Source organism: Amycolatopsis sp. NBC_00438 (assembly GCF_036026695.1).
Classification (GTDB): domain Bacteria; phylum Actinomycetota; class Actinomycetes; order Mycobacteriales; family Pseudonocardiaceae; genus Amycolatopsis.
Map to the genome: position 1 here is coordinate 3,411,806 of NZ_CP107923.1, position 23,763 is coordinate 3,435,568.

The following is a 23,763-nucleotide window of genomic DNA, read 5'->3' on the forward strand; positions in this document are numbered from 1 at the left end:
CGGCTCGCCCGCCGCGCCACGGCCACCCACAAGCCCGCCGATCAACGGTGCCGGATTCGGCAGCGGCTCGCCCGCCCCGCCCCGATCACTCATGAGCGCGCGCCGGTCGCCACGGCGGCCAGGCACAGGGGTCCGGCCACCACCAGAGCCAGCACCGGCAGCATCCAGACCAGCACCGCCGACAAGGCCACCGCTATCGCCACGAGCAACGCCTTCCCCGGCGCCCCGGCTGTGCTCCGCGCGGCAGCGGGCACCGCCCGGCGCCAGGGCAGCTCGGACGACGCGACCGCTTCGCACGTCCGCACCGCGACCACCACGCCCACCGCGGCGAGCACCCACAACACCGGCCGGAGCACACCCGCGCCCGGCATCGAGGCCGCCACTTCGAGGTCAAGCGCGGCCAGCACGACCCCGACGGCACAAAAAGCCCCGAAGGCCACCCCGCCCCGAGCGGCCCGGCGGAAGTCCGCCCAGAACGTCGTCCACAGTGGACGCACGATCCCGTGCCGGGCCCGGTCCAGCGCCCGGCAGCCCGCGGCGAACGCCGGTGGCGCGGTCACCACCGGCACCGACGCGAGCGCGACCAGCAATCCCACCAGCAGGCAGTCGGAGAAGTCACCCAGCCCGGCGCGCCAGTCCACCCGCCGCACCGCCGTGTCGCGCATCGACGTCATCCTTTCAGGCCACTGGTGCTGACGCCTTCGACCAGCAGGCGCTGGAAGGCGAGGAAGAACAGCACGATCGGCACCAGCGCGAGCGCGGACATCGCGAACATCGCGCCGAAGTCGGACTGGCTGCTGGTGTCCACGAACAGCCGCAGGCCGAGCGGCACGGTGAACTTCTCCGTGTCGTTCAGGTACACCATCTGCGTGAAGAAGTCGTTCCACGTCCAGATGAACGTGAAGATCGACGTCGTGACCAGCGCCGGTTTGGACAGCGGGAGCACGACGTGCCAGAACGTCCGGTAGACGCTGCAGCCGTCGATGGTCGCGGCCTCGTCGAGCTCGCGCGGGATCCCGCGCATGAACTGGACGATGAGGAACACGAAGAACGCTTCGGTGGCCAGGAGTTTCGGCAGGATCAGCGGGACGAACGTGTTGACCAGCCCGGCCTGCTGGAAGATCACGTACTGCGGGATGAGGGTCACGTGGTAGGGCAGCATCAACGTCGTGATCATGAACGCGAACAGCGCGCCGCGGAACCGGAACCGCAACCGCGCGAAGGCATACGCGGCCAGCGAGCACGAGACGACGTTGGCCACCACGGAAAGCCCGGCGACGAGGAACGAGTTGAGGAAGAACCGGCCGAAGCCCACGCCCGCGGCGCCTTCCCAGCCCTTCGAGTAGCCGTCGAAGACGAACCGGCTGGGCAGCAGCGCCAGCCGCGAGAGGATCTCGTCCGGCGGCTTGACCGACGCGAAAGCCAGCCACGCCAGGGGGTACAGCACCACGGCCACCCCGCACAGGCACAGCACGTGCCAGCCGATCGACCGCGCGGTGCGGGGCATCCGGAGGGCGGTCACGGGCGGTCCTCGTAGAACACCCAGAGCTTCGCGGTGCGGAACACGATCGCCGTCACGATCGCGATCACCACCAGCAGCACCCAGGCCATCGCGGACGCGTACCCCATGCGGAAGTCCTGGAAGCCGACCTCGAACAGGTAGAGCGTGTAGAACAGGTCCGCGTCGGCGGGCCCGCCGCGGCCGCCGCCGATGACGAACGCCGGGGTGAACGCCTGGAACGCGTGGATGGCCTCCATCACCAGGTTGAAGAAGATCACCGGCGACAGCATCGGCAGCGTGATGTGGCGGAACCGGCGCAGCGCGCCCGCGCCGTCGATGGCGGCGGCTTCGTGCAGCTCGGCCGGGACCTGCTTGAGGCCGGCCAGGAAGATCACCATCGGCGCGCCGAACTGCCACACCCCGAGCAGCACGATCGTGGCCAGGCTGAAGTTCGGGTCGTCGACCCAGCTCGGCGTGTGCCAGCCGAACCCCGCGAGGACCTCGTTCACCGGCCCGCCGCCGGTGAACAGCGCCCGCCAGACGAGCGCGGCCGCGACACTCGCTCCAAGCAGCGACGGCGCGTAGAACGCGGCGCGGTAGAAGCCGTTCGTGCCGCGGCGGGTGTTGAGCAGCAGCGCCACCCCCAGCGACACGGCGAGCTTCACCGGCACCGACACGAGGACGTAGATCAGCGTGACCTCGACCGACCGCAGGTACCGGTCGTCGTCGGTGAACATGTGCGTGAAGTTGCCGAAGCCGACCCAGTGCGGCGTGGTGAACAGGTCGTAGTCGGTGAACGACAGGTAGAGCGAGACGACCATCGGGCCGACGGTCAGCGCCACCGCCCCCAGCAGCCACGGCGTGAGGAACGCGAACGCTTCCGGCTGGCTCTTGCGGCGGTACCCGCGGCCCGGCGCCCGCGGCTGCACCGGCCGGGGTGGTGCCGGGGTGCGCAGCGTCGTCATCGGCTACCCCAGGCTCTTGTCGGCTTCGGACATGAACCGGGTGACGGCGTCGTCGATGCCCAGCCGCCCGAACGCGATCTCCTCGTACGTGCGCTGGAGGAGTTTCTGGATCGCGCCCGCGCCCTTCGGCGGGACCGGCGGCGCGGCGCCGAGCTTCGGTTCGAGCGCGGCTTCGTAGGCGTAGAGCGTCTTGTCGTCGCCGGTCGCGCCGGCCGAGAGCTGCCCGCGGATCTTGAGGTTCGGCGCGAGCCCGCGGTCCGTGCCGAGGATCTTGCCCGCGTCGGCGTCGTTGACGAAGAAGTCGACCAGCTTCGCGGCGGCCTCCTGCTGCTGGCTGCGGGCGGACACGGACAGGAACATCGACGGGCGCCGGTACTGCCCGAGGTCGCCGTTCGCGCCCGTCGGGTACGGCGCGACGGTCAGGTTCTTGCCGTTCGCCTTGCGGTAGGCGGGCAGCAGGTTGTCGTAGGCGAACTCCGAGCTGGTCAGCTTCTTGCCGAGCGGCGACTGCTCGGGCGAGGTGTTGTAGGAGGCCGTGACGTCGGCGGGCGACGCGCCCTTGGTGTCGCGGAACCGGCTCGCGAGCTGCCAGTACCGGCGGAGGTCGTCGGCGGTGAAACCGAGCTTGCCGTCCGGGGTGTAGAACTGCTTTCCCTGCTGGCGCAGCCAGATCTCCAGCGGTGTGTCGAGGATGCCGAAGTCGGTCGCGCCGCGCGCGGCGAACCCGCCGGCGGCACTGACCCTCGCGGTCGCGTCGGCGTACTGGTCCCAGGTCAGGCCCTTCGCCGGGTCCGCGCCGGCCGCGGTGAAGGCGGCGGGGTCGTAGAGCATCGCCGGCGTGTTCTGCGCCCACGGCACGGCGTACCGCTTGCCCTGGTAGACGCCGGTGGCGGCCAGCTCGGGGTTGACGTCGGCGAGCGAGATCGCCTTGCCCGCGCCCTGGTTCAGGTCGGCCAGCACGTTCCGCCCGCCGTACTCGGCGAGGTAGCGGGTGTCGACGTTCAGCACGTCCGGCGGCTTGCCCCCGGCCGTCTGCGTCGCCAGTTTCTCCCAGTAGGCCGCGTACGCCGCGAACGACGTCTGCACCTTGATGGCGGGATTCTTCTTCTGGAACAGCTCGACGGCCTGCTTGGTCAGGTTCGCCCGGCCGTCACTGCCCCACCAGGCGAAGGTGATCGTCACGTCACCGCCGCCCCCCGAGTCCGAGCCGCACGCGGCCGTTCCGGACAGCAGCAGGGCGATCGCGGCGACCGCCCCGAACCCGCGCACACGCGTCCGACGCATCGACATCTCCGTCCGGTCGGAATGACCTGTGAGCGCTCCCACGAAGTCGGCGAGAAAGCGCTTACAGGAACTCGGCGGTCCACCGTAGGACGCACGCGACAAACGTGTCAATACACGGATTTCACGGTCGAAATCGTCGAAGAACGGTTACTCCGAACGCATTCACACGCCGCTTTCACCGAAGACGTGCCGGCGGACGAACGGGGTGCGGAACACGCCACCGGGATCCAGACTTCCCGCCAGGGAACGGAAATCGGCCAGCCGCGGGTACACCGCGGCCAGGTCGCCGCCGCGGAAGAGCTTGCCCCAGTGCGGCCGCGCGCCGAACGGTGCCAGCCGCTCTTCGAGCAGCGGCAGCACCGATTCGACCTCGGGCTGACGCGGTTGCCACGTGAAGTGCAGCGCGACGCGGTCGCCGCCGTGGGCCGGGCTCAGCCAGAGGTCGTCACCCGCGACCGTGCGGATCTCGGACACCAGCAGCACCGGCGCCAGCACGTCACCGATCTCGCGCACGACCGCCATCGCGGCCGCCGCGTCCCGGTAGGGCACGAAGTACTCCGTCTGCAGTTCGTCCCCGACGCTCGGGGTGAACTCGAGGGCGAAGTGCGGGAGCCGCTGGTGCCACGGCCCCGGCACGCCCAGCTGCGGTGTGACGTTGCCGGCCGGGACGCCGGCCGCGTGCGCCGGGTGCCGCGGGACGTCGGCCGCGACGGCGCCGAACAGCCCGGCCCGCTCGGTGAAGGCGTCCGCCCGGCTCTTGACCCAGACCTGGTCCACGACGTCGCTCGTCCAGTTCGTGAACAGGCTCACGCTGTACCCGGCGTCTTCGACCTCGTCGAAGTGCTCGTACGCGGCCTCCCACGCCAAGCCGTCGAAGACGACCTGGCGGACGTCGAACGCGGGCACCACGTCGAGGGTCAGCCGGGTGACGACGCCGAGCGCGCCGAGGCTCACGACCAGCCCGGGGAACACGTCCGGGTCCGCGGCCCGCGAGAACGTGCGGACCTCGCCGCCCGCGGTGACCAGTTCCAGCGCCGAGACGGCCGCCGCGAGTCCCTGCCGGCGGCGTCCGGAGCCGTGGGTGCCGGTCGCGACACTGCCCGCGACCGTGATGTGCGGCAGCGAGGCGAGGTTGGCGAGGGCGAACCCGGCGGCGTGCAGCTGCTGCGCGAAGTCGCCGTACCGCGCCGAACCGCCGACGGTCACCGTGCCGGCGTCCGCGTCGATCTCCACCGCGCTCTCGAGCTCGCTCAGGTCGAGGAGCACGCCGCCGGGGGCGTCGGCGATGTCGTTGAAGCAGTGCCGGCTGCCGAGCGCCTTGACGCTCGACGCGGCCTCGACCGCTTTGCGCACTTCGTCGCGCGTGCGCGGCGTCACCACGGTTTCGGCGGCGTACTGATGGTTTCCGGCCCAGTTCGACTCGCCCATCTGCCCGACCCTACTCACTCCGCCGCCGCGTACCGCCAGAAGTCCCGCATCCACGCCGGCGCGACCGGGTTGTCTTCGCCGACCTGGGTGAGCAGCACGCTGACCGTGCCGGTGGCGGGCACGACGTACGCGGTGGTGCCGGTGCCGCCGACCCAGCCGTAGCGGCCGGGGACGGTCCAGGGGTCGGTTTCGGCGACGTCGACCGACCCGCCCATCCCCCAGCCCTGGCCGTCCAGGAAGAGCGCGCCGATCTCGCGGTGCGCCGCGGTGGTGTGGTCGGTCGTCATCAGCCGGACCGACTCGGGGGTCAGCACGGGCTTGCCGTCCGCCGCGGCGCCCTCGGCGAGGAGCATCCGGCCGAACGCCAGCCAGTCCCCCGCCGTCCCGGCCAGCCCGCCGGAGCCGAGCGGCAGCGCGGGCATCGTGCTCCACTGGCCCTCCGGCGGGTCGGCGAGGACCAGGCCGTCCGGGCCGGCCTTGTAGAAGCTGGTGAACCGGTCGCGCCGGTCCGCGCCGACGACGAACCCGGTGTCGGTCATCCCGAGCGGGCCGAGGATCCGCTCGTCGAGGAACTCCGGCAGCGGCGCACCGGCCACCCGGGCGGCGAGCACGCCCTGGATCGCCGAGCACGTGTCGTAGAGCCAGGACTCGCCGGGCTGGTAGAGCAGCGGCACCTCGGCCAGCCGCGCGAGCCAGACGTCGGCCTCGGGGAAGCGCTGGACTTCCCGGCCGTCGATCTGGACGGGGAAGAGCGCCTGCACCGCCGGGAGCGAGAAGTCGGACGCGAACCCCCAGCCGGCCTGGCTGGTCAGCAGGTCGGCGACGGTGATCGGCCGGTTCACCGGGACGAGGTCGTCGACCGGGCCCGCCGGGGTGCGCACGACCTTCGGGTCGGCCAGCTCGGGCAGCCACCGGCCGATCGGGTCGTCGAGGGCGAGCCGGCCGTCGTCCACCAGCGCCAGGACCGCGGCGGCGGTGACGGGCTTGGTGAGGGACGCGAACCGGAACAGGGTGTCCTCGGCCATCGGCCCGCTGCCTTCGACGTCGACCGAGCCGACGGCCGCGATCTCGGTGTGGCCGGGCCGGGCCACGACGCCGACCGCGCCGGGCAGCGCGCCGTCGTCGACGTGCCGCTGCAGGATCTCGCGCAGGCTCATGGTGCTCCCCGGGTCGGCGGTCCGCCCGAGGCTAGCCCAGGGCGCCGGGGTCCCCTCCCGGGCGGTGAGAGCGCGGGTGTAGCCGCGGTGTAGCGATCACCAGCAGGGTCTCCCCCGGTTCGTCACGATCCGAGGGAGACCCATGCTCATCAGGAACTTCGCCCCGGTGGCCGCCCTGTCGGCCGCCCTGCTGTTCGGCGGCGCGACCATCGCGTCGGCCGCCACCGCCCCGCCGTCCGAGGTCTACGCGGAGGTCACCGCCGCCGACATCGCCGACCCCGGCGCCGTCATCACCGACTCGGCCGCCGAGCTGGCCGCCGCCCGGACCGCGTCCCAGGCGATCGCCTGGTATTCGAGCCGCAAGGGCAGCACGGCCTACCAGGGTTACTGCGAGAAGGCCGCGCGCCTGTCGTGGGCCCGGACCACCCACCACGCGAGCGCGATCGAGCACTGGCGCTCCTCGGACGGTGCCCGGCACACCACGGGCACCCCGCCGAAGGGCGCGTTCGTGTTCTGGAACATCTCGGCCTACGGCCACGTGGGCATCGCCGACGGCAGCGGCGGCGTCTGGGCGACGAGCGTCGACGGCGCGATCGGCCACGCCAAGCAGAGCTACTTCGGCAGCTACCTGGGCTGGAAGCCGGGCAACGCCAACTGATACCGGCGCGGGTCGTGAGTGGCGGCGCTGGGGCTAACCCGCGTTGCCGCTCACGACCGGGGCCGGGCTGCGCCGGCGCTGGGCCTGGTCCAGCAGGGCCAGGCCGGTCGTCTCGCCTTGGCGGTTGCCGGTCTCGCGGAAGACGCGCAGCGCGCGGTCGCACACCCCGCGCGCCTGGACCGGCTCGCCCACCGCGAGGAGCGTCTGGGCGATGCCGAGGAGCGCGTAGGCGACGCAGCGTTCGTCGTCGAGGTCCTCGAAGATGCTCAGCGCGAGCCGCAGGCAGGCCAGTGACTCCGGCAGCCGTCCGGTGTCGCGGTGCAGGGCACCGAACTCGGTGAGGACCCGCGCCTCGCGGTGCGCGTCGCCCATCTCGCGGGCCAGCTCGCGGGCGCGGCCCAGCCAGTCCGCCGCCTCGGCGTACTCGGCCAGCCGCACGTGGGCCGCGCCGATCGAGTTGCGCATCTGGGCCACGCCGCTGCGGTCGGCCGCCCGCTCGAGCCCGTCGAGGGCACGCAGGTAGCAGTTCAGCGCTTCCCGCGGCCGGTCGCAGACCCGGGCCAGCGTGCCGAGCCCGGCCACCGCCAGCGCCTCCCCGCGGACGTCGCCGAGCTCGGCGAACAGGGCCGCGGACCGTTCCAGGTCCGCGACGGCGGTGGGGTATTCGTCGTTATACACCCCGATCTGGCCGAGGCCGCGGGCCAGCACCGCCTCGCCCGCCCGGTTGCCGGCGGCCCGCACCGCGGCCCACGCGGTCAGGTGGCTGCGCCGCCAGTCGTCGTAGGCGCCGCGCAGGTCGTAGAACGGGACGGCGGTCGCGGTCAGCTGCCACGCGAGCTCGTCCAGCCCGGCGTCGGCGGCGAGCTGGACCGCGGCGGCGAGCAGCTTGCGTTCGGCGGTGAACCAGGCCAGCGGGTCGCCCACCAGCCGGGCCGCGTCCTCGGGCAGCCCGCCGAGCGGCGGCCCGGTCATCGCGCCGAACGCCGGTGGCAGCCCCGCCGCCGCGGTCTTCGCCAGCGCCAGCAGTCCACAAAGGACCCGTCGGAGCGCCTCCCGCCGCACCGGGACGGGCTCGGCGTCCAGGAGTTCCGCCGCGTAGCAGCGAAGCAGGTCGTGCAGCCGGTAGCGCGGGTGCCCGCTCGCGTCCAGGCCCACCAGCGAGACGAGGTTGGCGTCGACGAGCACGTCGAGCACCTCGTGCGTGCCGCGGCGGTCCAGGAGCGCGTCGAACACCCAGCTCGGGAAGTCCTGCGCGCCCAGCAACGCGGTGCGGCAGAAGGCGGTCCGGGCGGAGGGCTCGAGCTGGCGCAGGCTCAGCTCGAAGCTGGACCGGACGCCGAGGTCGCCGACGCGCAGCTCGCTCAGCCGGCCCGTCTCGCCGGCCAGCCGGTCGTGCAGCGTCCGCAGGCTCCACGCCTGCCGCCCGGCCAGCCGTGCCCCGGCGATCCGGATGGCCAGCGGCAGGTACCCGCAGCAGGCCACGATCGCCGCGGCCTCGGCCGGTTCGCCGTCGATGCGGTCGACGCCGGCGACCCCGGCCAGCAGCCGCTGCGCCTCCCGCTCGCCGAACACGCTCAGCTCGACGTGCTTCGCGCCGGCCAGCTCCGGCAGCCGGCCGCGGGTCGTCACCAGCACGGCGCACCCGGCGTCGGCCGGCAGCAGCGGGCGGACCTGCCCGGCGGTCGCGGTGTCGTCGAGCACCAGCAGCACCCGGCGCCCGGCCAGCCGGGAGCGGAACAACGCGGCCCGCTGGCCGAGCCCGGCCGGGACGGCGTTGCCGGTGACGCCGAGGGCGTGCAGGAAGTCGGCGAGCACCTCGGCCGGGTCGCGCGGCGCGCCGGTGCCGGCGAGGTCGACGTACAGCTGGCCGTCGGGGAACCGGTCCACGAGGCGGTGGGCGACGTGCATGGCCAGCGCCGTCTTGCCGGTGCCGGGCGCGCCGGTCAGCACCACCGGCGCCGGACCGGCGCCCAGCGCCGCTTCCAGGTCGCGGACGTAGTCGTCGCGGCCGGTGAAGTCGGGCAGGTCCGCCGGGAGCTGGCGCAGCGGGGACGGCGCTTCGACACCGGCCGTCTTCAGCGGCTCCCCGGCCAGGATCGCGGCCTGCAGCGCCCGCAGTTCCGGTCCCGGTTCGACGCCGAGCTCGGTGACGAGCCGCTCCCGCGCGGTCGTGTACGCGCGCAACGCGTCGGCGCGGCGGCCCGCGCCGGTCAGGGCGAGCAAGTACTGCTGCCACAGGCGTTCCCGGTACGGGTGCTCGGCCAGCAGCACGGTGAGCTCGGCGATCGCCTGGTCGTAGCGGCCCAGCAGCACCTGCAGCGAAAGCCGTTCCTCGACGGCGGCGAGGCGGTTCTCGACGAGCCGGCCGAGCTCGGCGTCCCAGGCGGGCGCGGTCGGCAGGTCCTCCAGCGGGTCGCCGCGCCACAACGCCTCCGCCTCGGCCAGGAGTGTCAACGCCGTCTCGGGTGCGCCGTCCTCGGCCGCGCGGGCGGCGTCGGCGACGAGCCGGGTGAAGTCGTGCGCGTCGACGTCGCCGGGCTCGACGGTGAGGGAGTACCCCGGGCCGTGGGTGCGCAGCGCGGTCCCCGGCAGGAGCCGGCGCAGCCGCCACACGTAGGTCTGCAGGTTGGCCGTGGCCGACGTCGGCGGGTCGCTGGGCCAGATCGTGTCGATGAGCTGGCCGGGCGGGATCAGCCGGTTCGCGTTGAGCAGCAGGTGGGCCAGCAGGGCCCGTTGCTTCGCCCCGCCGAGCGGCAGCGCGTGGCCGCCGACCGTCACGGTGAGCGGCCCGAGCAGGTGGAACCGCACTTCAGCGCCCATGTCGCAACTCCATGACGACGACCGCCCCCACGACGGCGGACTTTAACGAGGCGGCGTCGGGCCGGTGGGCGAATCGCCGACATCGATCGCGCGCCGCGCCGATGTCACTCGATTGCCGATCTTGGGCTGGGCCGTCCGGCGCACGACGAAAGTCGCGCGTTTCCTTTACCGACCATCGTCGGGTTCCGGGATTCACTCACAGCCGTGACGGTAGGTGGGTCCTTGACCACCCGTCACCGCGAGGCCTCCGCCCGCGGATGGAGGTTGATCCTAAAGTGCGTAGTGCGCGAACCGGCGTTCTCGTCTCCGGCATCCTGCTGTCGGCCCTGGCGACCGCCGCCCCGTCCCTGGCCGCCCAGCCGGCCATCATCGACGGCGGCAACGCCGACTCGCTCCACGCGGCGGCCCGGATGTTCGCGGGCGGCCAGGAGATCTGCTCGGCGACGATCATCGCGCCGGACTGGATCCTGACCGCGCGCCACTGCACCCAGGGCGCGGACGGCCAGCAGATCAGCTTCCACGTCGGCGACCTGGACCAGACCAAGGGCACCACCGTCAACGCGACGTCGGTGCACGAGGCGCCGGACTCGGACATCGCGCTGGTGCAGATCGACCAGCAGGTGCAGACCGACTACGCGCCGCTGGGCTCCGAAGGCGACGTCAAGGTCGGCGACCAGGCCGAGGTCTACGGCTGGGGCGCGACCTGCACCGACAAGCCCGAGATCGAGTGCCAGTCGCAGCTGCTGAAGGTGGCGAAGGTCAGCGTCACCTCGATCGACTGCCCGGACGGCGCGGCGGGCACGTCGGTCTGCGCGAACCGCGGCGACGGCATCACCGCGGGCGGCGACTCGGGCGGCCCGATGTACGCGGGAGGCAAGCAGGTCGGTGTCGCCTCGACCAGTGACCGCCAGTCGTACACCGCCTACATCAACATCACGAAGTACCGCGACTGGATCTCCACCACCGCGGGCGTCTGAGCCCCTCCGCGCCGAAAGCGGCACTCTCCCCCGGGGAGTGCCGCTTTTGCGTGGTTCGGCGAGCGAACACACCGGTACACGAGGAAGTTCGGGCAAACCTGCTACACAACTCGTGTTCACCCGATGGTGTGGTGTTAACTATCCGGACAGGCAGACAGCGTTTTCCGGCCACGGATGCAGCGGCGCACGCGCGGGCCCGGTGCGCACCGTCCCGTCCGGAAAGGCCGCACCTACATGCAGGTTCCCGCCCCGCTGTCGTCCGCGCAGCAGCGGATCTGGACGTTGTCCCAGCTCGACGGCGCCGGCCCGGCCTACAACGAGGCCATGGCGTTCGCCCTCCGGGGGCCGCTCGACCGGGACGTGCTGGCCCAGGCCCTCGACGCGCTCGCCGCCCGGCACGAGTCGCTGCGGACCCGGATCGTCGTCGAAGAGGGCCGCCCCGGCCAGGTGGTCGAGCCGCTGGACGCCGGGCTCCCCCTCACCGTGACCGACGTCACCGGCCGGCCGGAGGAACTCGACGAGCTGCGGCGCACCGACCCGCTCACGCCGTTCGACCTGGGCCGCGCCCCGCTGGCCCGGGCCCGGCTGCTCATCGTGGGACCCGAGCACCACGTCCTGCTGATGACCGTCCACCACGTCGTCTTCGACGGGGCGTCGCGCACGATCCTGTTGCGGGAGCTGGGTGTCCTCTACGGCGCGCTGCTGCGCGGCGAACCCACGGGGCTGCCCGAGCCGCGCCAGTACCGCGACTACGCCCGGGAGCAGCAGGACTGGCTCGCCGGGCCGGGCCCGGCGCCGCACGAGACGTACTGGCGCGACCGGCTCGACGGCGTGCCGCCCCTGCTGGAGCTGCCCACCGACCGGCCGCGCCCGGCGATGCAGGACCACCGCGGCGCCCGGGTGCCGATCAGCCTCGGCGAGGACCTGACGACGGCGTTGAAAGCCGTGGCCCGCGCCCACGGCGTCACCCTGTTCTCCACCATCCTGACCGGCTGGTCGCTGCTGCTGTCCCGGCTTTCCGCACAGGCTGACATCGTTGTCGGCGTGCCGGCCCTGAACCGCGGCAAGGGCGGTGGCAACGCCGGTGTGCTCGGGTTCTTCGTCAACACCCTCCCGGTGCGGACCGACTTCGCCGGCTCCCCCACCGGCGCCGGCCTGCTCAAGCAGGTCCGCGCGACGCTGCGCGGCGCGATCGACCACGCCGAGCTGCCACTGGAACGGGTGGTCGAGCTGGTGAACCCGCCGCGCAGCCCGGCGCACACGCCGTTGTTCCAGACCGGCTTCGCCTGGGTGCCGACGCAGCACGGCGTCCTGGCGCTGCCGGGCGTCGACGTCGAGCCCATCGACGACCGGTACGCGCCGGCGAAGTTCGACCTGACCCTGGCCCTGGGCGACGAGGCGGGCGGCGTCGCCGGGCAGCTCGACTACGCCGTCGCCCTGTTCGACCACGAAACGGCCGAGCGGTACGCCCGCTACCTCGTCCGGCTGCTGACGCAGCTCGCCGAACGACCGGAAGACGAGGTCGCGAGCTACGAGCTGCTGGACAAGACCGAGCGCCACGAGATCCTGACGCGCTGGAGCACCGGCCCGGCTCCGCGGCGGCTGCCCGGCGGGCTCGTCGAGCGGTTCGAGCGCGAGGCCGACGCCCACCCGGACGCGCCCGCGCTGGTCTGCGACGGGAAGACGGTCACCTACGCCGAGCTGGACCGGCGGGCCACCCGGCTGGCGAACGCCCTGCACACGCGCGGAGTACGGCCCGGCCAGGTCGTCGGCGTCCACAGTGGACGCTCGGCCGAGCTGGTGGTGGCCGTGCTGGGGATCCTCGAAGCCGGCGCGGCCTACCTGCCCCTCGACCCCGCCCAGCCACCCGCGCGGCTGGCGGCGATGGTCGAGGACGCGCGCCCGGCGCTCGTCCTGAGCGACGCGCTCGACCGGCCCGACGGCTGGCTTTCCGTCACGGCCGTCGAGGCCGAAGGCCACGCCACCACCCGGCCCGTCGTCCGGACCGGGCGCGCGGACCTGGCCTACGTGATCTACACGTCCGGCTCGACCGGGCGGCCGAAGGGCGTCGCCGTCACCCACGGCAGCGTGCTGGCCCTGTTCGACCAGTGGCTCGGCCGGTTCGGCGCGACGCCGGGCGAGCCGACGTCGGCGTGGTCCAGCATCGGCTTCGACGCGTCGGTGCACGAACTGCTGCTCCCGCTGACGACCGGCGCGGTGCTGCACGTGGTGCCCGAAGACGTCCGGCCCGACCCGGCGGCATTGCTGGAGTGGTTGCGTGAACACCGCGTCGTCCAGGCGTTCCTGCCGCCCGCCTACGTCCGCTGGATCGACGAGGACCTGTCGCGCCTTGCCGGGCTCGCGCTGCGGCAGCTGCTGACCGGCGTCGAGTCGCTGTCGGAGGCGGCGTTGGCCCGCTTCGAGGAAACCCTGCCCGGCCTGCGGATCTGCTTCGGGTACGGGCCGACCGAAGCGACGCTGTACGCGACCGCCCACTTCGACCCGCGGCCTCTCGACCGCCCGGCCCCGATCGGCCGGCCGTTGCCCGGCTCGCGGCTGTACCTGCTGGACGAGCGGCTGCGGCCGGTCCCGCCGGGCGTCGCGGGTGAGGTCTTCCTCGCCGGCGACTGCCTCGCGCGGGGTTACCTGAACCGGCCCGGCCTGACCGCGGCGCAGTTCGTGCCCGACCCGTTCGTGCCCGGCGAGCGGATGTACCGCACCGGCGACCTGGCCCGCTGGCTCGCCGACGGCGAAGCCGAGTACGCCGGCCGCCGCGACGACCAGATCAAGCTGCGCGGGTTCCGGATCGAACCGGGCGAGGTGACGGCCGCGCTGCTGGCCGTCCCCGGCGTCCGCGAGGCCGCGGTCCTGGTCGACCGCACCGGCGAACCCCGCCTCGTCGCCGGGATCGCGGGCGGCGGCGGCCGGACCCCGCACGAGTGGCGGGCCGCGCTGGCCGAGCGGCTGCCGGACTACATGATCCCGTCGGTGTTCGCCGAGTTCGACCGGCTTCCCCTGGGCCGCAGCGGAAAGCTGGACCGCGGCGCGCTGCTCGCGCACGCCCGCGACACCGCGCCGGCCGTCGTCAACACCGCCGCGCCGCGCGACCACGTCGAACTGGCGCTGCTGCGGATCTGGCGGTCCCTGCTGCTGCACCCGGCGATCGGGATCTCGGACGACTTCTTCGACGTCGGCGGCACGTCGATCTCGGCCATCAAGCTGGCCCACGCGGTCGGCGAGGAGTTCGGCCGCGAGCTGCCGATCCGCGACGTCATCGTGCACCCGACCATCGAGGCCCAGGCCGCCCTGCTGCGCGCGGACAGCCCGGCAGGCGGCGGCAGCCTGATCGAGTTCCGCCGCGGTGCCGGGCGGCAACGCGTCGTCTGCGTGCACCCCGCGGGCGGGACGGCGTTCTGCTACCTGCCGCTGAGCGGGTTGCTGCCGGACGACGCCGGCGTCGTCGGCATCCAGTCCCCCGGGCTCAACCCCGGGGAAGAGGTCCTGCCGAGCGTCGAAGCGATGGCCACGGAGTACCTTCGGCTCCTCGATCCCCGGCCGGACGAGTCACTGGTCCTCTGTGGACTGTCCTACGGCGGCCTGATCGCCCACGAGATGGGCCGGCAGCTGGCCGGCCACCCGCGCGTCAGCGTGGTCCTGCTCGACACCAACGCCACCGACGACCCGGCCGCGCGCGCCGCGATCGAGCCGGTGCCCGCGTCCGAGTTCCGGGAGAAGCTGGTGCGGTTCAACGGGATGTACCCGGGCATCGACGACGCCCAGATCGACCGCTACCACCGCACGTACAACCACAACCGGCTGACCGCCCGCGACCACGAGCCCGGCGAGTCGCCCGCGCGGCTGGTGTTCGTGCAGGCCGTCGGCGAGGACACGATCCCCGGCTCGGACGAGTTCTGGCGGCGCCGCGCGACCGGCGAGTTCCGGATCGAGCCGGCCGACTGCGGGCACTGGGACATGCTGGAGAGCGACGCCCTCCCGCAGGTCGCCGGGCTGATCACCGCCGAGCTGACCGAACTGGCGGCCCGATGATCGCCCGCCGCGTCCACGAGCGGGCCCTGCGGACGCCGGACGCCGTCGCGGTGTCCGACGGCGGCCGCGAACTGACCTACGCCGAGCTGGACGCCGGCGCCGCGGCCGTCGCGGAGTCGTTGTCCCGCCGTGGTGTCCAGCCCGGCGACGCCGTCGCCGTGGGCCTGCCGCGCTCGGCGGAGCTGGTGCTCGTCATGCTCGGCGTGCTGCGCCTCGGCGGCCGGGTCGTGCCGCTGGACCGGCAGAGCCCGCCGGAGCGCCGGGACCACATGATCGCCGACTCGGGCGCGGTCGCCGTCGTCCACGACGGCCTGCCCGGCCTGCCGCCGCTCACCCCGGCCGAGCTGCTGGCCGCGCCCGCCGTCGCAGGTGAACCGGCCGCGGCCGCCGCGACGTCGTTCCTCTTCTACACCTCCGGCACGACCGGGCGCCCCAAGGGCGTCGAGGTCCGTGACGCCGGAATCCTGCGGCTGGCCGACCCGGCCTGGCTCGAGCCCGGTGCGCGGTACGCGTGCCTGGCCAACCCGGCCTTCGACGCGATCAGCTTCGAGGTCTGGCCGCCGCTGCTGACCGGCGGCACCTGCGTGGTGCTCGACGACGAGACCGTGCGGGACCCGCGCGCGTTCGCCGCCGCGCTGGTCCGCGAGCGCGTCGACACGATGTTCGTCACGGCCTCGCTGTTCAACGCCGTCGCCGAGACGGTGCCGGACTGCTTCGCCACCGTGGCCCGGGTCCTGATCGGCGGCGAGCAGCTCAACGCGCCGCTGATCCGCCGCTGGTACGCCGCCAACCCGGACTCGACCACCCGGCTGCACAACGGTTACGGGCCGACCGAGACGACGACGTTCGCCTTGAGCCACCCCATTCCACGCGACTTCGACGGCGACATCGTGCCGATCGGCCGGCCACTGCCGGACACCGGCGCGATCGTGGTCGGCGAGGAGCTGTACCTCTCGGGCGCCGGGGTCGCCGCGGGCTACCGCAACCTGCCGGGCGAAACCGCGCAGCGGTTCGTCGAGCGCGACGGCGAGCGGTACTACCGGACCGGCGACCTGGTCCGCGAGCTGCCGGACGGTTCCTTCGCCTACGTCGGGCGCACGGACCGGCAGGTGAAGGTGCGCGGCTTCCGGATCGAGCCGGGCGAGCTGGAACGGCGGATCCTCGGCCATCCGGCGGTCGGTCAGGCCTGTGTGGTCGCGCACCGCGGCGCCGGGCCGGTCGAGCTGCTCGCGTTCGTCGTCGCCGGGGAGCTGTCGTTCGAGGACTTCGACGCGCACCTGACCGCGTCGGTGCCGGCCTACATGCGCCCGCACCACGTCTTCCGCGTCGACGCCTTGCCCCACACCGCGAACGGCAAGGTCGACGAGGCGGCGCTCCTGGCGCTCGGCCTGGCGCCGTGGCGGCCCACGCGGGCCGGCGAGCCCGCGACCCCGTGGCAGCAAGAGGTCCTGGACGTGGTGGCGGACGTGCTCGGGACCCGCGACCCGCGGCCCGGCGACACGTGGCTCACCTCCGGCGGCGACTCGCTCAAGGCGTTGCGGCTGCGGTTCGCCGTGCAGGAGCGGTGGGGCGCCGAACTCCCGCACTCCGCGGTGCGGCAAGGGACTTTCGCCGATCTCGCGGCCGTGATCGCCGCGGCCGGAACGGCCCAGTACCCGGTGCCCGCTCCGGCCGCGGGGTCGACGTCGGCGCCCGCGACGAGCGAGCAGCAACGGCTGTGGCTTCTGCAGCACCGGAATCCGGCGTCCACGGCGTACCACGTGCCGCTGGCTTTCCGGATCACCGGGCCGGTGGACGTCGAGGCGCTCCGGCACGGCTTGCGCGGCCTGGTCGAGCGGCACGTCGCGTTGCGGACGGCGTTCGAGGCGACCGCCGAGGGCCTGCGCCAGGTGGCCGGCCCGGCGTACGACCCGTGGACCGAGGCCGGTGCCGACTTCTTCACGGCACCGTTCGACCTGGCCGTTCCCCGGCTGTTCCGGGCCGCCTGGGACGGCGGGCGGTTGCTGCTGTCCGTGCACCACATCGCGGTCGACGGCTGGTCGTTGAACGTATTGTTCCGCGAGCTGTCCGGTGCCGCTCCGGCGGCTTCCCGGACGCCCTTCGACTTCGCCGGGTGGCAGGCCGAGTGGTTCTCCTCCCCCGCCTACCTCGCCCAGCGCGACGAGCTCCTGAAGCTCCACAGTGGACTCGATGACACTCCGGCGCTCACGGCGTCACTCGCCGGCCGGCTGCGGCAGACCACCGTGGACGTCGACCGCGTCGACCGGTGGTGCGCCGAGCTGGGCTTGACGCGGTTCCAGCTGCTGCTGGGCGTCTTCGCCTGGAGCCTCTACGGCGTCACCGGGCGGACCGGCCCGCGGATCGCCGCGCCGGTGGCGAACCGGCCGGTGCGGGAGTTCGAGGACAGCGTCGGGATGTTCGCCAACACCGTGCTGCTCCCGCTTTCGGTCGAACCGGACGAAGACCTGCGGAGCCAGCTCCGGCGGCTCGGGGCCGCGTCGGGCGCGGTGCTCGACCGGCAGGACGTCGCGTTCGCCGACGTCGCCGCGTCGTTCGACTACCTGTTCGTGCTGGAGAACACCGACTTCGGGGCCCTCAGCCTGCCCGGCTGCGTCGTCAGTCCACAGTGGATCGAAGCGGCCGAGGCGAAGTGCGCGCTGACGATGTCGGTGGTCGAGCGCCCGGACGGCTTCGACTGCCTCTGGGAGTACGCCGAAGGCCACTTCACCGAGGCGGAGGCCGAAGCGCTCGGCGACCTGTTCTCGCGGGCGTTCGACCTGCTCGACGAGGGCCCGGCGACCCTCGCCGACCTGGCCGGACCGTACCGGCGGAGCCTGCCCGACCACGGTCGCGGCGCACCGGCCCGGCTGGACTGGGAAACCGTGGCGGAAGGCTTCGCGCGGCAGGTCGCGCGGACCCCGGACGCCCCGGCGCTGGGCACCATCACCTACGCCGAACTGGACGCGCACGCCGCCCGGCTCGCCGCGGCGCTGCCCGAGGACGCCACCGACGTCGCGCTGTACTTCGAGCCGTCCGCCGAGCACGTCGTCGCGCTGCTCGCGCTGGCGCGGCTCAACATCACCGCCGTGCCCCTGGATCCGGCCTACCCGCCGGCGCTGCTGCGCCAGGTGCTCGACCAGGTCGGGCCGTCGTGCGTGCTGCTCGCCCCGGGCACCGCGTTCGACGAGATCGACACCGAGCTCGAACGGCGGTTCGTCACGCTGACCGGCGGCCCGGCACCGGACGTCCCGGCCCGGCACGTCGGCCGGCCGCTCTACACGCTGTTCACCTCCGGCTCGACCGGCGTGCCCAAGGGCGTCCGCGTCCCGGACCGCACCCTGGCGAACCTCGTGCGGTGGCAGGCGGCGCCGGCCGCGGCGACCCAGCAGTTCTCGATGCTGTCGTTCGACGTGTCGTTCCAGGAGATCTTCACGACGCTGTGCGGCGGCGGGTGCCTGCACCTGGTCCGCCCGTCGTGGCGCCACGACGTCCCGGCGCTGCTCGCGCAGCTGGAGTCCGCCGGCATCGAGCGGCTCTTCCTGCCGTACGTCGCGCTGCAGCTGCTCGCCGAACACGGCGTCCGCCTGGGGATCCACCCGTCGCGGCTGCGCGACGTGATCACCGCGGGCGAGCAGCTCGTCTGCACCGGCGCGATCCGCCGCTGGTTCGCCGGCCTGCCCGGCGCGCGGCTGCACAACCACTACGGCCCGACCGAGACGCACGTCGTCAGCGCGCTGACGCTCGACGGCGACCCGCTGACCTGGCCGGAGCGCCCGGCGATCGGCCGGCCGGTGGCGGGCGCGGCGCTGCGCGTCGCCGACGCCTCGGGTGCGCCGCTGCCACCCGGGCAGATCGGTGAGCTGCTGATCGGCGGGCTGATGACGACCCGCTGCTACGTCGGCGACGTCCCGGGGAAGTTCCTCGAGCTTCCGGAGCTGTACTACCGCAGCGGTGACCTCGCGCATTTCGATCGCGACGGGCTCCTGCACTTCGACGGCCGGGCCGACCACCAGGTCAAGGTGAGCGGCTACCGGCTGGAGCTGGGGCAGGTCGAGGCCGCGCTGCTGCGGCACCCCGACGTCGTCAACGCCGTGGTGGCACGCGACGGCGAAAGTTTGCTGGCCTGCCTCGAATGCCGCCGGACGCCGTCGGCCGCCGAGCTCTCGGCGCACCTCGAGCCGCTGCTGCCGCCGCACGCGCGGGTCGACCGCTTCCGCGTCGTCCCGGCCCTGCCGCGGACGCCGAGCGGCAAGCTCGACCGGGAAGCCGCGCTGCGGACACCCGGCGAGGAACTGCACCGGGGTTCCCGATCCGGGCTGACGGGCGTCTCACGGCAGCTCGCGGAGCTGTTCGAAGAGGTGACGGGGGCGCCGATCGGGCCGGACGAGACGTTCTTCGCGGCGGGCGCCACGAGCCTCGGGCTGATGCGGTTCCACCTGCGCTGCGCCGAGGAGGGCCTGCGGTTCACCGCGGCGGACCTGTTCGAGCACGTCACGGTCCGCGATCTGGCGCGGCTCCTGTCCGGTGCGGCGGATTCGGCTTCCGCCGCTTCCGGCGAGGTGGCCGCCGACGAGCCGATCGCCGTGATCGGCATGGCCCTGCGGGTCCCCGGCGCGGCCGATCTGGCCGCGTTCTGGGACCTGGTGCGGTCCGGTGGCCGCGGGATCGAGCACTTCGAGGCGGAAGACGGCCTGGTCGGGGCGCGCAGCATCCTGGACGGCCCGCTGGCGTTCGACCCGGAGCACTTCGGGATCAGCCGCCGCGACGCCGCGCTGATGGACCCGCAGCAACGGCACCTGCTGATGAGCTGCGTCGAGGCGCTGGCCCACGCCGGGATCACGTCGGGCGAGCGCGTCGGGCTGATCGCCGGGTGCGGCGAGGACACGTACTTCCAGTCGCTGCTGCGCGAAGGCGACCCGGCCGCGCTGCCGGACGGGTTCCAGCTGGCCCTGCACCACGAGAAGGACTTCCTCGCGACGAAGGCGGCGTACCACCTGAACCTCACCGGGCCGGCGCTGACCACGCAGACGGCATGCTCGAGCTCGCTGGTCGCGGTGCACCAGGCAGCCGGGCTGCTGCGCACGGGCGAGGCGGACGTGATGCTGGCGGGCGGCGTGCTCATCGACGTCACCCTGGCCGAGGGCTATCGCTACCGGCCGCAGCACATCTTCTCGGCGGACGGCCACTGCCGCCCGTTCAGCGACGACGCGGGCGGCACGGTCGGCGCGAGCGGCGCCGGCGTCGTGGTGCTGAAGCCGCTGAGCCACGCGCGTCGCGACGGCGACACGGTGTACGCGGTGATCACGGGCTCGGCGATCAACAACGACGGCGCGGTCAAACAGGGCTACACGGCTCCGTCGCCGGCCGGGCAGCGCGAGGTGATCCGGGCGGCCCTGCGCCGCGCCGGACGGACGTCGGTCGGGTACGTGGAAACCCACGGCACGGGCACCCGCCTCGGCGACCCGATCGAGGTCGCGGCGCTGCGGCAGGCGCTGGATCCGGCGGCGGAGTGCGCGCTGTCGTCGGTGAAGAGCCAGATCGGCCACCTGGGCGCGGCGGCCGGCGTCGTCGGCCTGATCCGCGCGACGCTGTCCGTCCACCATGGACTGATCCCGCCGACGGTGGACTTCCACGCGCCCAACCCGGCGCTGGACCTGGGCGCGTTCCGGGTGCCGACGGCCGCGGAACCGTGGCCGGCCGGCCCGAGGGTGGCCGGGGTGAGCAGCTTCGGCATCGGTGGAACGAACGCCCACGTGATCCTGGAGTCGGACTCGGCTGCCGTGTCGCGCCCGGTCCCCGCGCCGGTGGTCGTGCTGTCCGCCGGCAGCGAACCGGCGTTGCGCGAGGACGCCCGGCGGATCGCGGAGTACCTGGAGACGCACCCGGAGTCCTTTGTGGACGTGGTGCGTCACCTGCAGACGGGCCGCCCGGAGTACCGCTGGAGACTGGCAGCGCCGTGCGACGACGCGGCCGCCGCGGCGGGGTGGCTGCGCACGGCCGAACCGCGGGAGGTCACACCGGCGGCCGCGCCGCTTGCCACCGCAGGCGCACCGGCCGCAACCGCCACCGAGCAGCGAGAAGGAGTGCCGGCAACCGCGGGTGCGCCGGCCGACACCGCCGCCCAGCAGGGAAAGCCGCCGCGAACGACCACGCCCGGCTCGGCCGGCACCCCCGCCGAGCCGCGTGAGCCGACCTCCGCGAACGGGCCGGCCTCAAGCGCCCCCGCCGAACCCCACGAACCGACCTCCGCGAACCAGGCAACCACAGACACTCCCACCGAGCCGCACGAACCGACCTCCACAAACCGAACGACCACAGGCACCCCCGCCGAACCGACCCCCACGAACCGAACGACCGCAAGCGCCCCCGCCGAACCGCACGAACCGACCTCCGCGAACCAGGCAACCGCCGCCGGTGAGTCCGGCGCCGTCGCACCGGCCTCGGGCGCGTCGGGTCGGGTCTCCCCGCCGAGCGATGAACCCGCCGATCTCGCGGCCGCGTGGTTGCGTGGCGAAGCCGTCGGCTGGGGTGTGCCCGCCTCTCCCGCGCCGTGGGACTTTCCGCCGCCCGCCTTCGCTCGCGAGGACTTCGACTTCCCGCGCAAGCCCGCCGTCCAGCGGCTGCCCGAAGCCGCATGGCTTCACCAGCCCACCTGGGTTCGGCTGCGGCGCGCCGCTCCCGCGCAGGCCCGCTCGAACCGCGTACTCGTCATCTCCAGCGACAGCCCCCTGGAAACCCCCGCCCTCGACGCCGCCTACACCCGGGTCGTCCGGGTGCGCTCCGCGAAGTCCTTCGCCCGGAGATCCCCGGATCTCTTCGAAGCCGACCTCGCGAACTCCGGCGACCTGAACAAGGTCCTCGCCGACCTCGGCACGGGCACCGGGATCGACTGGCTGCACACCCTCCCCCTCGGCATCACCGGCCCGGTCGGCGACACCTCCCTCGCCCACGCGCGCTGGGCGTGCCTCGACACCCCCGCCGCGCTCCTGCGCGCCGCGGGGACCCGCCACCTCAGGACCTGGTGGCTCTCGGCCGGCGCCGCGCCGGCGAACACGGACGTCACCCGGCCCGAAGCCGGGTTGCTCGCCGGGGTCACCGCCGTCGGGCCGCAGGAAACCGGTGTACCCGGGCACTGGGTCGACGTCGCCGGCGCCTGGGACGCCGCGCTCGCGGGGCTCCTCACCGGCCCCACCCCGCCCGCCCGGGTCGCCCTTCACCACGGTTTCTGGTGGGAGCAAAGCACTTCCCCGGTGGCCCCCGCCGACCAGCACCTGAGCGACGGCACGTACCTCGTGCTCGGTGGCACCGGCGGCATCGGCACCGCCGTCGCCGAGGTCCTGCTCACCAGGACCACCGGCCGGGTCGTGCTGGCCGCCCGCACCCCGCGCCTGCCCGCGGCGCTCGAGCCGTGGGCCGGCCGAGTCGACCTCCTCGAAGCCGACCTCACCACCGGCGACCTCCGGATCGACACACCGCTGGCCGGGATCGTCCACGCCGCCGGGGTCGCGGCGGGTGGCCTGATCGCCACCCGGGAAACCGGGGTGCGGAGCGAAGAAGCCAAGCTCGCCGGCGCGCTCCTCATGGAACGGCTCATCGAGCGCCACCGGCCCGCCATCGCCGTCTACTGCTCGTCGCTCTCCGCGCAGTTCGGCGGCACCGGCCAGCTCGACTACGCCGCCGCCAACGGTTTCCTCGACGCCCTCGCCCACCACGCCCCGGACGCGCCCACCGTCCGGATGGTCATCGGCTGGGACGTCTGGCGCGACACCGGCATGGCCGTCGGCGCCCTGCGGACCGACGCCCGCCACCAGGCCCACCTCGCGGTCGGGATGACCGCCGAAGAAGGCAAACGCGTCTTCGCCCGGGCCCTCGACGCCGGGCTCCCGCAGCTGCTGGTTTCGACGACCGATCTCGCCGACGCCCGCGGCTTCCACGAGCGCGAACAGGTCGCCACCACCACCGCCCCGCAGGACGACCCCGCCGGAGAGCTGGCGGAGGAGGTGCGCGCGCTGCTCGGCGTCGCCGAGCTGGACCCGGACGTCCCGCTCTACGACCTCGGCGCCGACTCGCTGATGCTGCTGGACGTCGTCGACTCGGTGAAACGGCTCTTCGGCGTCGACCTCGAGCTGGCCTGGCTCGGCCCCGAGGTGACGCTCACCGGCCTCCTGGCCCGGCTGTCGGAGGCCGCCGGCCCCGAGGACGTCGCCGTCCAGGTGTGGCGGGAAGGCACCGGCCGCGACGTCGTGTGCCTGGTGCACCCGGTCGGCGGGGACGTCCACGCGTACCGCCCGCTGGTCGCGGCGCTCAGCCCGGAGCTCACCGTCTGCGTCATCGCCGATCCGGCGCTGAACCGGCCGGAACCGCCGGGCTGGCCGGTCGCCGAGCGCGCCCGCCGCTACCACGCCGCACTGCGGGCCCGGTTCCCCGGCAGCGGGTGGCGCACGCAGCTCGCGGGCTGGTCGTTCGGCGCGTGGGTCGCGACCGGCATGGCCGCCGAGGCCGAGCTGAGCGGACGTCCGGTGCGGGCGCTGCACCTGATCGACCCGCCCGCCCCGGGTGCGTCCTTCGAGGACTACGACGAATCCCGCCTGGAAGCCGTGTTCGAGCGTGAGCTCGGCGCGTCCGGGGGCACCGCCGGCGAGCACGCGCGCCGGCTCGCCCGCGCCTGCCGGGCGAACCTGCGCAGCATGACCGGCCACGAACTGCCGAAGCTCGCGACGACCCCCAGCCACGTCTGGATCGCCGCCGAGACCGAACCCGGCCTGCCGCCCGCCGCCGACCCGGACGGCTGGCACACGATCCTGCCCGACCCCAGCCACTGGCGGCAGCTGCCCGCCACGCACTACGGCATCGTGCGCGCGCCGCACGCCGCCGCCGTGGCCGACGCGATCACGCAGGGCGCCGGGTAGCAGGACCTCGGAGACCC

Annotated in this window: 11 protein-coding genes; 4 read left to right on the plus strand and 7 right to left on the minus strand. The window is 73.7% G+C overall.

Translation table 11 applies throughout. The annotated features are described in order from the left end of the window. Nucleotides 1-89 precede the first annotated feature (89 nt). The 6 genes from OG494_RS14975 to OG494_RS15000 form a co-directional block, all read right to left on the minus strand. Entirely contained in the window at nucleotides 90-665 is a 576-nt protein-coding gene (locus OG494_RS14975; RefSeq protein WP_328456048.1) for a hypothetical protein, read from the minus strand. A 5-nt stretch (nucleotides 666-670) separates the two neighbouring features. Next, a complete protein-coding gene (locus tag OG494_RS14980; protein ID WP_442874480.1) occupies nucleotides 671-1,507 on the minus strand; it encodes a carbohydrate ABC transporter permease in 837 nt (278 codons plus the stop codon). Between the two features lie 11 nt (nucleotides 1,508-1,518). Continuing rightward, the gene (locus tag OG494_RS14985) at nucleotides 1,519-2,466 is read right to left on the minus strand and encodes a carbohydrate ABC transporter permease (RefSeq protein ID WP_328456052.1); all 948 of its coding nucleotides are present in this window, start codon (nucleotides 2,464-2,466) and stop codon (nucleotides 1,519-1,521) included. A 3-nt stretch (nucleotides 2,467-2,469) separates the two neighbouring features. Next, entirely contained in the window at nucleotides 2,470-3,750 is a 1,281-nt protein-coding gene (locus tag OG494_RS14990; protein WP_328456054.1) for an ABC transporter substrate-binding protein, read from the minus strand. Nucleotides 3,751-3,912: 162 nt separating this feature from the next. Beyond that, on the minus strand, nucleotides 3,913-5,178 hold the full coding sequence (locus tag OG494_RS14995) for an FAD-binding protein (RefSeq protein ID WP_328456056.1): 1,266 nt from the start codon (nucleotides 5,176-5,178) through the stop codon (nucleotides 3,913-3,915). 14 nt (nucleotides 5,179-5,192) lie between these two features. Continuing rightward, nucleotides 5,193-6,335, minus strand: coding sequence for a serine hydrolase domain-containing protein (locus OG494_RS15000; RefSeq protein WP_328456058.1), 1,143 nt, complete (start codon nucleotides 6,333-6,335; stop codon nucleotides 5,193-5,195). 142 nt (nucleotides 6,336-6,477) lie between these two features. On the opposite strand from OG494_RS15000, the gene OG494_RS15005 reads away from it, so the two are divergent. After that, nucleotides 6,478-6,993: a hypothetical protein gene (locus OG494_RS15005; RefSeq protein WP_328456060.1), complete on the plus strand. Its 516-nt coding sequence runs from the start codon at nucleotides 6,478-6,480 to the stop codon at nucleotides 6,991-6,993. A gap of 33 nt (nucleotides 6,994-7,026) precedes the next feature. Here OG494_RS15005 and OG494_RS15010 read toward each other — a convergent pair whose 3' ends face one another. Further along, nucleotides 7,027-9,813: an AfsR/SARP family transcriptional regulator gene (locus OG494_RS15010; protein ID WP_328456062.1), complete on the minus strand. Its 2,787-nt coding sequence runs from the start codon at nucleotides 9,811-9,813 to the stop codon at nucleotides 7,027-7,029. A gap of 275 nt (nucleotides 9,814-10,088) precedes the next feature. Between OG494_RS15010 and OG494_RS15015 the strand changes: the two genes are divergently transcribed. The 3 genes from OG494_RS15015 to OG494_RS15025 all read left to right on the plus strand — a co-directional run bounded on the left by OG494_RS15015 (nucleotide 10,089) and on the right by OG494_RS15025 (nucleotide 23,746). Further along, nucleotides 10,089-10,790, plus strand: a complete 702-nt coding sequence (locus OG494_RS15015) for a S1 family peptidase (protein ID WP_328456064.1) — start codon at nucleotides 10,089-10,091, stop codon at nucleotides 10,788-10,790. 234 nt (nucleotides 10,791-11,024) lie between these two features. Beyond that, entirely contained in the window at nucleotides 11,025-14,837 is a 3,813-nt protein-coding gene (locus OG494_RS15020; RefSeq protein WP_328456066.1) for a non-ribosomal peptide synthetase, read from the plus strand. After that, nucleotides 14,834-23,746 (plus strand): AMP-binding protein, encoded by an 8,913-nt coding sequence (locus tag OG494_RS15025; protein ID WP_328456068.1) that lies wholly within the window; start codon nucleotides 14,834-14,836, stop codon nucleotides 23,744-23,746. The genes OG494_RS15020 and OG494_RS15025 overlap by 4 nt, the downstream gene beginning before the upstream one ends. Nucleotides 23,747-23,763: the final 17 nt, after the last annotated feature.

Excerpts from the sequence above, each read along its gene's own strand:
- OG494_RS14990 (WP_328456054.1), bottom strand. The coding sequence starts at position 3,750 with ATGCGTCGGACGCGTGTGCGCGGGTTCGGGGCGGTCGCCGCGATCGCC.
- OG494_RS15000 (WP_328456058.1), bottom strand. The coding sequence starts at position 6,335 with ATGAGCCTGCGCGAGATCCTGCAGCGGCACGTCGACGACGGCGCGCTG.
- OG494_RS15010 (WP_328456062.1), bottom strand. The coding sequence starts at position 9,813 with ATGGGCGCTGAAGTGCGGTTCCACCTGCTCGGGCCGCTCACCGTGACG.
- OG494_RS14995 (WP_328456056.1), bottom strand. The coding sequence starts at position 5,178 with ATGGGCGAGTCGAACTGGGCCGGAAACCATCAGTACGCCGCCGAAACC.
- OG494_RS14980 (WP_442874480.1), bottom strand. The coding sequence starts at position 1,507 with ATGCCCCGCACCGCGCGGTCGATCGGCTGGCACGTGCTGTGCCTGTGC.
- OG494_RS14975 (WP_328456048.1), bottom strand. The coding sequence starts at position 665 with ATGCGCGACACGGCGGTGCGGCGGGTGGACTGGCGCGCCGGGCTGGGT.
- OG494_RS15025 (WP_328456068.1), top strand. The coding sequence starts at position 14,834 with ATGATCGCCCGCCGCGTCCACGAGCGGGCCCTGCGGACGCCGGACGCC.
- OG494_RS14985 (WP_328456052.1), bottom strand. The coding sequence starts at position 2,466 with ATGACGACGCTGCGCACCCCGGCACCACCCCGGCCGGTGCAGCCGCGG.
- OG494_RS15005 (WP_328456060.1), top strand. The coding sequence starts at position 6,478 with ATGCTCATCAGGAACTTCGCCCCGGTGGCCGCCCTGTCGGCCGCCCTG.
- OG494_RS15020 (WP_328456066.1), top strand. The coding sequence starts at position 11,025 with ATGCAGGTTCCCGCCCCGCTGTCGTCCGCGCAGCAGCGGATCTGGACG.